The organism is Mycobacterium sp. E2989, assembly GCF_001667595.1.
GTDB lineage: Bacteria > Actinomycetota > Actinomycetes > Mycobacteriales > Mycobacteriaceae > Mycobacterium.
Genome location: NZ_LZJX01000027.1, coordinates 48,916 through 57,250, shown reverse-complemented (window position 1 = coordinate 57,250; position 8,335 = coordinate 48,916). Strand labels below are relative to the sequence as shown.

10 protein-coding genes are annotated in these 8,335 nt (G+C 70.1%); 9 read left to right on the top strand and 1 reads right to left on the bottom strand.

Going from position 1 to position 8,335, the window contains the following annotated elements; genetic code table 11:
- The 9 genes from A5680_RS06725 to A5680_RS06685 form a co-directional block, all read left to right on the top strand.
- A partial coding sequence (locus tag A5680_RS06725) for an MCE family protein (protein ID WP_082970285.1) occupies nt 1-502 on the top strand: 502 nt, incomplete at its 5' end.
- A 56-nt stretch (nt 503-558) separates the two neighbouring features.
- Nucleotides 559-1,743 carry a cation:proton antiporter gene (locus A5680_RS06720; protein ID WP_231977576.1) on the top strand — a complete coding sequence of 395 codons (1,185 nt, stop codon included), beginning with the start codon at nt 559-561 and terminating at the stop codon, nt 1,741-1,743.
- A 117-nt stretch (nt 1,744-1,860) separates the two neighbouring features.
- Nucleotides 1,861-2,859, top strand: a complete 999-nt coding sequence (locus tag A5680_RS06715) for an NAD(P)H nitroreductase (protein WP_067817509.1) — start codon at nt 1,861-1,863, stop codon at nt 2,857-2,859.
- A 29-nt stretch (nt 2,860-2,888) separates the two neighbouring features.
- Nucleotides 2,889-3,464, top strand: a complete 576-nt coding sequence (locus A5680_RS06710; protein WP_082970283.1) for a hypothetical protein — start codon at nt 2,889-2,891, stop codon at nt 3,462-3,464.
- A 3-nt stretch (nt 3,465-3,467) separates the two neighbouring features.
- A complete protein-coding gene (locus A5680_RS06705) occupies nt 3,468-4,592 on the top strand; it encodes a 4Fe-4S dicluster domain-containing protein (protein WP_067817482.1) in 1,125 nt (374 codons plus the stop codon).
- A 19-nt stretch (nt 4,593-4,611) separates the two neighbouring features.
- Entirely contained in the window at nt 4,612-5,427 is an 816-nt protein-coding gene (locus A5680_RS06700; RefSeq protein WP_082459810.1) for an FAD/NAD(P)-binding protein, read from the top strand.
- The gene (locus tag A5680_RS06695; protein WP_055402122.1) at nt 5,427-6,185 is read left to right on the top strand and encodes an oxidoreductase; all 759 of its coding nucleotides are present in this window, start codon (nt 5,427-5,429) and stop codon (nt 6,183-6,185) included. The genes A5680_RS06700 and A5680_RS06695 overlap by 1 nt, the downstream gene beginning before the upstream one ends.
- Complete coding sequence (locus A5680_RS06690) at nt 6,182-7,474, top strand: Ni/Fe hydrogenase subunit alpha (RefSeq protein ID WP_067817470.1); 1,293 nt, start codon at nt 6,182-6,184, stop codon at nt 7,472-7,474. The genes A5680_RS06695 and A5680_RS06690 overlap by 4 nt, the downstream gene beginning before the upstream one ends.
- The gene (locus A5680_RS06685; protein ID WP_067817469.1) at nt 7,471-7,971 is read left to right on the top strand and encodes a hydrogenase maturation protease; all 501 of its coding nucleotides are present in this window, start codon (nt 7,471-7,473) and stop codon (nt 7,969-7,971) included. The genes A5680_RS06690 and A5680_RS06685 overlap by 4 nt, the downstream gene beginning before the upstream one ends.
- On the opposite strand, the gene A5680_RS06680 is transcribed toward A5680_RS06685, so the two are convergent.
- Nucleotides 7,922-8,326, bottom strand: coding sequence for a DUF302 domain-containing protein (locus A5680_RS06680; protein WP_055402054.1), 405 nt, complete (start codon nt 8,324-8,326; stop codon nt 7,922-7,924). The two genes, A5680_RS06685 and A5680_RS06680, sit on opposite strands and share 50 nt — an antisense overlap.
- Nucleotides 8,327-8,335 lie beyond the last annotated feature (9 nt).

Here is an 8,335-nt window from a genome sequence, read left to right as displayed (position 1 = left end):
CCGGGGCGGGCCGTACCTGGCGCGCGGGGCCCAAGACCTGGTGCCCACCGCGCAGCTGCTGGACACCTACAGCCCGGCGATCTACTGCACCCTGAAGAACTATCACGACGTGGTGCCGCTGACCGGCGCCTCCGAAGGCGGTTTCAACGGCTACTCGCTGAACATGAACACCGAGGCGCTGTCCGGGCTGGGCTTGCTGGCCAACCCGGTGTCGGCGGTGGCCACCATCGCCAGCCTGGTCGGCGGGCTCGCCGGCGTCGTCGGCGGAGCGCCGAACCCGTACACCTACCCGGAGAACCTGCCGCGGGTCAACGCGCGCGGCGGGCCGGGCGGCGCTCCGGGCTGCTGGCAGCCCATCACCCGGCACCTTTGGCCCGCACCGGAGTTGGTGATGGACACCGGCAACAGCATCGCGCCCTACAACCACCTCGATACCGGATCGCCGTATGCGATCGAGTACGTGTGGGGCCGACAGGTCGGGGATAACACGATCAATCCCTAGAACCGCGGCGCGAAGAATGCAGAATGTCCTCGTGCTGGCGCGCAGGGACCGCTGACGTGCCGGGGTTTGGCTTCCACACCCTGGCGCTGCTGACCGCGATCGGGTTGGCCGGCCCCTTGCTGGCCGCGCTGCCGCGGCTGCGGATTCCGGTGATCATCGGCGAGCTGCTCGCCGGCCTCGTCGTCGGCCGCACCGGTTTGAACCTTGTCGACGTCACCAACCCGACCTTCCAGCTGCTCGCCAACGTGGGCTTCGCGCTGGTGATGTTCGTCGTGGGCACCCACGTCCCGGTCCGCGCCGGCGGGCTGCGCTCGTCGCTACCACGGGCGCTCGGGCGGGTGGCGCTGGCCGGCGGCGCCGCGGCGGCACTCGGTGTCGGGCTGGCGGTGGCGTTCGGGACCGGCCACGCGGCGATGTACGCGGTCCTGATGGCGTCGTCGTCGGCGGCGCTGGCGCTGCCGGTGATCGATTCCCTGCGGCTGCGGGGGCCGCAGGTGGTGGCGGTCACCGCCCAGATCGCCGTCGCGGACACCGCCTGTATTGTCTTGCTGCCGTTGGTGATCGACCTGCATCACGCGCCCACCGCCGCGCTGGGCGCGCTCGCGGTGGCGGGCTGCGCGGCGGTGCTGTTCGTGGTGATGCGCCAATCCGACGCCAGGGGCTGGCGCCGGCGCATGCACGCCTACTCCGAAAGCCACCGGTTCGCGCTGGAGTTGCGGACCAACCTCATGGTGCTGTTCGCGCTGGCCGCGCTCGCCGTCAGCACGCGGGTGTCCGTGATGTTGGCGGGGTTCGCGGTGGGCCTGGTGGTCGGCATGGTCGGCGAACCACGACGGTTGGCGCGTCAGCTGTTCGGCATCACCGAAGGGTTTTTCAGCCCGCTGTTCTTCGTCTGGCTCGGCGCCTCGCTGCAGGTGCGCGAGCTGGGCGCGCACCCGAAACTGATCCTGCTCGGCGCGGGCCTGGGCCTGGGGGCCGTGCTGGCGCACGCCGCCGGCCGACTGCTCGGCCAACCGCTGACCCTCGCGGTGCTCTCGGCCGCCCAGCTGGGTGTGCCCGTCGCCGCGGCAACCATCGGCACCGAGGAACACCTCCTCGTCGCCGGCGAGGCGTCCGCGTTGATGTTCGGCGCCTTGCTGACCATCGCGGCCGCGTCGATCGCGGGCGCGTTGGCGTCGCGCAAGCAGGTGACCAACGGCCCTTCCAACGCCGAGCCGCCGCATGCCCAGCGGCACGACTGACGTCTAGCTGCGCGATTGGCCCAAAGTCCTTTGCGCTAGTGCCGTCGTGCCCTCGTCGGGGGCGGCGGCAATCGGCCATCGTGGATGGACGACGCAATACCGAAGGGAACGACCGCCATGAACACCCGCTTTCCGGATGCCGGCACGGTCCGGACCGTCCTGAGTCTGGCCGCGCGGGCACCTTCGGTGCACAACACGCAACCCTGGCGGTGGCGGGTGGACGCGTCGAGCCTGCACCTGTATTCCGACGAGAGCCGGCAGCTGCCCAACATCGACCCCGATGGCCGGGACCTCATGCTGAGTTGCGGTGCGGCCCTGCATCACTGCGTCGTCGCGCTCGCGGCGGTCGGGTGGCTGTCCAAGGTGACCCGGTTCCCGAATCCGGCCGACCCCAGTCACCTTGCGGCGATCGAACTTTCGCCACACCGCGCCGACTCCGTGGACATCGCGCTGGCCGCGGCGATACCGCGGCGCCGAACCGACCGGCGCTACTACAGCTCCTGGCCGGTGCCGGTCGGCGATGTCGCCCTGATGGCCGCGCGCGCGGCCCGCAGCGGGGTAACGCTGTGCCAGGTCGAAGACCTCGACAATTTGCGGGAGATCGTCGCCCAATCCGTGCGGGATCACTTGAACCAGGACTATCTTGCCGAGCTCACGGCGTGGAGCGGACGCTACGCGTCGGTGGCCGGCGTTCCCGCGCGCAACACACCCGCACCGGACCCGACGGCGAAGATTCCCGGCCGGTTCTTCGCCGGGCCGGTGCTGCCCATGCCGGCGGAATCCTCGGCGGCCGAGGACAACGCCGTCGTCGTCGCCCTGGGCACCCGCAACGACGACCGCCTCGCCCAGCTGCGCGCCGGCGAGGCGACCAGCGTCGTGCTGCTCACCGCGACGTCCCTGGGGCTGGCCAGTTGCCCGGTCACCGAACCGCTGGAAGTTCCCGACACGCGCGCGGCGGTCCAATCCGACATCTTCGGCGACAGCAACTATCCGCAGATGCTGCTGCGGGTGGGCTGGGCGCCGATCAACGCGGACCCGTTGCCCGCGACGCCGCGGCGCGAGCTCTCCGAGTTCGTCGAGTGGATGACCGAATACGAACACCAGGCCGCGCACTGACCCGGCGAACTCACCGAAACGATTGCGGCGTGGAGGGATACGTGATGGAGGCGTTCACACTGGACCCTCGGTGCTGGCGGGTGGCCCGCGTCTTCGGCCGTAACCCGTTGCTGCGCCGCTCCGACCGCATCGAGGCGATGGTCGTGCTGGTCGCGATCGTCGTGTCGCTGCTCGGCGTCCCCGTCGCCGGTGTGATCGGCGCGACGACCTATGGCGCGCGGGACAAGGTGTACACCCAAGAGGCGCGCGAACGGCACCGCGTCGTGGCGACCGTCGACGAGGCGCGCGCCGAGGACTTCGGTGTGACTGTCGCACAGGCGAAGTGGCCGGGCCCCAACGGGGAGCGCGGCGGGACGCTGGAACTGTCCGAGCGCGTCCAGGCCGGCGGAACCGTCGACATCTGGGTGGACGGCGACGGCAATCCGGTGGTGCCGCCGCCCCCGACGTGGCTCGCCGCCGCCGAGGCGATCGGCGTGGCGGTGGTGGCCGCGCTGGGCGTGACGATGGCGATGGCGGCACTGGTGGCGGTCGTCCGGTCCCGGCTGGATCGCGCGCGTGATGCCCTGTGGGAGCGCGACATCGAACTCCTCGCCGAGGCTTCGTAAACCATGAGCGGAAACGGCGGGCAGTCCGGTGCCGCAACCTTCGGCATCGCCGGGCTGCAGCGTTTGGTCGAGGTCCTGATCGAGCGCGGGTACCGCGTCATCGGCCCGACGTTGCGGGACAACGCGATCGTGCTCGATCAACTGCAGTCGGCCGACGACCTGCCGCGCGGGTGGGGCGTCGACGTGGCTCCCGGGCACTATCGGGTGCGCGCGCGCGACGACGACGCGGCGTTCGGGCACTCGTCCGGGCCCCAGTCGTGGAAGCAGTTCCTGCACCCGCCACGGCGGCGGCTGTGGTCCGGCAGCCGCGACGGCTTCACCGAATCCGAATCGGACGAGGAGGCGCCGCGGTACGCGTTCCTCGGGGTGCGTGGGTGCGACTTGGCCGCGATCGCGACGCTTGACCGGGTCCTTGGCCGCGGCCAGTACCCCGACAACTCCTTCGTCCGCCGGCATCGGCAGATTTTCGTGATCGCGGTCAACTGCACCGAACCCGGCGGGCTGTGCTTCTGCGCCTCGATGGGTACCGGCCCCGCGGCCGGACCGGGATACGACTTGGCGCTGACCGAGCGGGTCGAGAACGGCGGCGTGACCTACCTGGTCGAGGTGGGCACCGAAGACGGCGCCGACGTGCTCGCCGCCGTCGCGCACCGGGCCGCCGACGACGCGGAGATCGGCGCCGCGCGTGCCGCGGTGCAGGCGGCGTCGCAGCGCATGGGCCGCCAGATGCCCGAGGTGAATCTGCGCGACTTGCTGGTCCGTTCGCGGGAGTCACCGCAGTGGGACGAGGTCGCCAGCCGCTGCCTGACCTGTGGCAACTGCACCATGGTGTGCCCAACCTGCTTCTGCACCAGCACCGAAGACGTCAGCGATCTCACCGGTGAGCATGCCGAGCGCTGGCAGCACTGGTCGTCCTGCTTCGAGCCCGACTTCACCTACATCCACGGCGGCGGCAGCGTCCGCCAGTCCGGCGCCTCGCGCTACCGGCATTGGATCACCCACAAACTGGGCACCTGGCACGACCAGTTCGACATGTCCGGGTGCGTCGGCTGTGGGCGCTGTATCGCCTGGTGTCCCACCGGGATCGACATCACCGAGGAAATGAACAAGATGGCCCGCGATGATTGACGTGGCGGACACGGCGGTGATGGCGCCGAACCCGTACCGGGTGCGCAGCCGAATCGTCGAAAGCCCCGACTCCGCGACCCTGTGCCTGGAACCGCTCGGCCAGGTGCTGCGCGCTCCGCAACCCGGAGAGTTCATGATGCTCTACGCATTCGGTGTCGGCGAGGCGGCGATCTCCATCAGCGGCGATCCCACCGTCACCGACGGATCGATCACCCACACGATCCGTGCGGTCGGCGCGGTGAGCCGGGCGCTGCACGACGCCCAGCCGGGAAGCATCATCGGCGTCCGCGGCCCCTTCGGCACCACCTGGGGGCTCGCCGAGGCCGAGGGACGGGATTTGGTGATGGTCGCCGGGGGCGTGGGCCTGTGCCCCCTGCGTCCGGCGATACTCGGAGCGCTGGCCGAGCGCTCCCGCTACGGCAAGCTGACGCTGGTGGTGGGCGCCCGGTCGCAGGCCGACCTCGTCTTCGCCGCTCAGCTCGAAAAGTGGGCGCACGACCCGCAGATCGATTTGCACCTGATCGTCGACGCCAAGACGCCGGGCTGGCACGGCGAGGTCGGCATGGTCACCGAGCCGCTGGGGCGGCTCGCCCTGGAACCCGATCGCACCACCGCGTTCCTCTGCGGCCCGGAGCCGATGTTGCGGTTCGGCGCGGAAACTTTGCTCGCGAAAGGCATTGCGCCGCAGGATATCCGGGTGTCATTGGAGCGCAATATGCAGTGCGGGGTGGGGATATGCGGTCACTGCCAGCTGGGGCCGCTGCTGGTGTGCCGCGACGGCCCGGTGGTCGGCTTCGACGTGGCCGGTCCGCTGCTACGGGTGAAGGAGCTTTGATGAGCCGACCGACCCTGGCCGTGTGGAAGTTCGCCTCGTGCGACGGTTGCCAGCTGACCCTGCTGGACTGTGAGGACGAGCTGCTCACCCTGGCCGACCAGGTGCAGATCGCCAACTTCGCCGAGGCCTCCAGCGCGGTCGTCGCCGGGCCCTACGATGTGTCGCTGGTCGAGGGCTCGGTCACCACTCGGCACGACGAGCAACGCATCCAGGAAATTCGGCAGCAATCGAAGGTGCTGGTCACCATCGGGGCGTGCGCGACGGCCGGCGGAGTGCAGGCGCTGCGCAACTTCGCCGACATCGCCGAGTTCGCCTCCGTCGTCTACGCCAAGCCGGAATACGTTGACACGCTTGCGACATCGACGCCCGCGTCCGCGCACGTCAAGGTGGACTACCAATTGCCGGGCTGCCCGATCGACCGGGGTCAGCTGCTCGACACGCTGGCGGCCCTGCTGATCGGGCGCAAACCGCGGGTGCCGGCCAAGACGGTGTGCACCGAGTGCAAACTCCGTGGCGTGTCGTGTGTCGTTGTCGCCGAGGGGATTCCGTGCCTGGGCCCGGTAACCCACGCCGGTTGCGGGGCGCTGTGCCCCAGCCATCACCGGGGTTGTTACGGCTGCTTCGGCCCGTCGGCGGCCCCGCGGACCGCGACGTTGATTCCGTTGCTGCGCCGCGACGGCATGTCCGACGGCGACGTCGACCGAGTGTTCTCGACCTTCAACGTCGCCACCTTCGCCGCCGAACGGAGCGAGCAGTGAATTCCTCAGAGCGCACCCTGAGCGTGGGCGCGCTGACCCGCGTCGAGGGGGAGGGCGCGCTCCACGTCGCCCTGCGGGACGGGGAACTGCGCAGCGTGCAGCTCAACATCTATGAGCCACCACGGTTTTTCGAAGCGTTCCTGCGCGGGCGCGCCCACACCGAACCGCCCGACCTGACGGCGCGCGTCTGCGGCATCTGCCCGGTCGCCTATCAGGTCAGTTCCTGCAATGCCATCGAGGACGCCTGCGGGGTTCAGGTGGACGAGGAGCTCGTCGCGCTGCGGCGGTTGCTCTACTGTGGCGAGTGGATCAACAGCCACGCCCTGCACATCTACCTGCTGCACGCGCCGGACTTCCTCGGCTACGACGACATCGTCGGCATGGCGCGCGACCACCGGGAGGTCGTCGAGCGGGGGCTGGCGCTGAAGAAGGCGGGCAACCGGCTGATGGAATTCGTCGGCGGCCGGGCGATCCACCCCGTCAACGTGCGCCTGGGTGGATTCTATTCCGTCCCAATGCGATCCGAATTCGCCCCGCTCCAAGAGCTGTTGCGTCGCGCGCTGGACGACGCCGTCGCGACGGTCGAGTGGGTGTCCGGATTCGAATTCCCCGATCTCGAGCTCGACCACGAGTTCCTGGCGCTCACGGCGGCGGGCCGGTATCCGATCGAGAACGGTGTCATCGCGCGCAGCGCCGGTCCGGCGTTCGGCGTGGCCGAGTTCACCGACCACGTCGCGGAATCACAGCTGCCGCACTCCACCGCCCTGCACGCCACGCTCGACGGCGGTCGCTACCTGACCGGTCCGCTGGCGCGGTACTCGCTGAACGCGCGGGCGCTGTCTCCGATCGCCGCTCAGGCGGCGGCCGGCGCCGGGCTGGCGGGCGAATGCCGAAACCCGTTCCGCAGCATCGTCGTGCGCGCCGTCGAAGTCGTCTACGCGCTCGAAGAGGCGCTGCGCATCATCGATGAATACCAGCGCCCGTCGCGCCCGTTCGTTCCCGTCCCCGCTCGCGCCGGCGTCGGCCACGGGGTCAGCGAGGCCCCCCGCGGCCTGCTGTACCACCGATACCGGATCGACGAGGGCGGGCTGGTGTCGGCCGCGACGATGATTCCGCCGACGTCGCAGAATCAGGGGGCCATCGAGGCGGACCTGGCCCGGCTGGTCTCCGGCAACCTCACGCTCGACGACGCCGCGCTCACCGGGTTGTGCGAACAGCTGATCCGCAGCTACGACCCGTGCATTTCGTGTTCGGCGCACTTCCTGACGCTGACGGTGGAGCGGGGATGACCGGCGACGCTGGACGGGTCGCCGTCGTCGGGCTCGGCAACCGTTACCGCCGCGACGACGGCGTTGGTGTCGCCGTTGCCACCGCTTTGGGCGACCTCGTGTGGCCGAATGTCGTTGTGACAAGCGATGTTGCGGAACCCACGGCCCTTCTCGAGGCCTGGACCGGGGCGGGGCTGGCCGTGATCGTCGACGCGGCGATCGCCACGCCCGCCAACCCGGGTCGCATCCATCGGTATCAGTTGGACGAGGTGCCCGACCAGCCCGAGGGGCTGAGCTCGCACAGCGTCGACATCGGCGGCACCCACGCGCTGGCTCGGGCGCTCGGGCGGGTACCCGGCGCGGTGGTGGTCTTCGCCGTCGAGGCGGCGGACACCGGCGCCGGCGACGGGCTCACTCCGACGGTCGCGCGCGCCGTGCCGCTGGTGATCGACATGGTGGCCGCCGAGATCAATCGCTTTCGGTCAGCGACGCAATCGCGGCACGCAGGTTCTCGGTGACCTCGGCCGCGATGCTGATGAGCGCCGGCTCGCCGGTCACCTCGACCAGCAGTCCGGGATCCATCGCCTCGACGATCACCGTGCCCGGGTCGCCCGGGTCGGTGCGCACCAGCATGTTGCACGGCAGCAGCAGCCCGATCTCGCGATCCACGCTGATCGCCCGATACGCCAGCGCCGGATCGCATGCCCCCAGGATGAGGTAGTCCTCCATCTCCACGCCGAGCAGGGCTCGCAGTTTCGCCCTGACGTCGATCTCGGTGACCACGCCAAAGCCGCTGCGCGAGAGCGCCTCTCGGGTCCGGGCCACCGCGTCGTCGAACGGGGTCGCCAATCTCGTGGAGAGTTCCCCGCTCATCGCGGCGTG

What these genes read in the sequence shown, in the direction of transcription:
- A5680_RS06715 (WP_067817509.1), top strand. Translation starts at nt 1,861, where the DNA reads ATGAACACCCGCTTTCCGGATGCCGGCACGGTCCGGACCGTCCTGAGT.
- A5680_RS06705 (WP_067817482.1), top strand. Translation starts at nt 3,468, where the DNA reads ATGAGCGGAAACGGCGGGCAGTCCGGTGCCGCAACCTTCGGCATCGCC.
- A5680_RS06700 (WP_082459810.1), top strand. Translation starts at nt 4,612, where the DNA reads ATGGCGCCGAACCCGTACCGGGTGCGCAGCCGAATCGTCGAAAGCCCC.
- A5680_RS06695 (WP_055402122.1), top strand. Translation starts at nt 5,427, where the DNA reads ATGAGCCGACCGACCCTGGCCGTGTGGAAGTTCGCCTCGTGCGACGGT.
- A5680_RS06685 (WP_067817469.1), top strand. Translation starts at nt 7,471, where the DNA reads ATGACCGGCGACGCTGGACGGGTCGCCGTCGTCGGGCTCGGCAACCGT.
- A5680_RS06680 (WP_055402054.1), bottom strand. Translation starts at nt 8,326, where the DNA reads ATGAGCGGGGAACTCTCCACGAGATTGGCGACCCCGTTCGACGACGCG.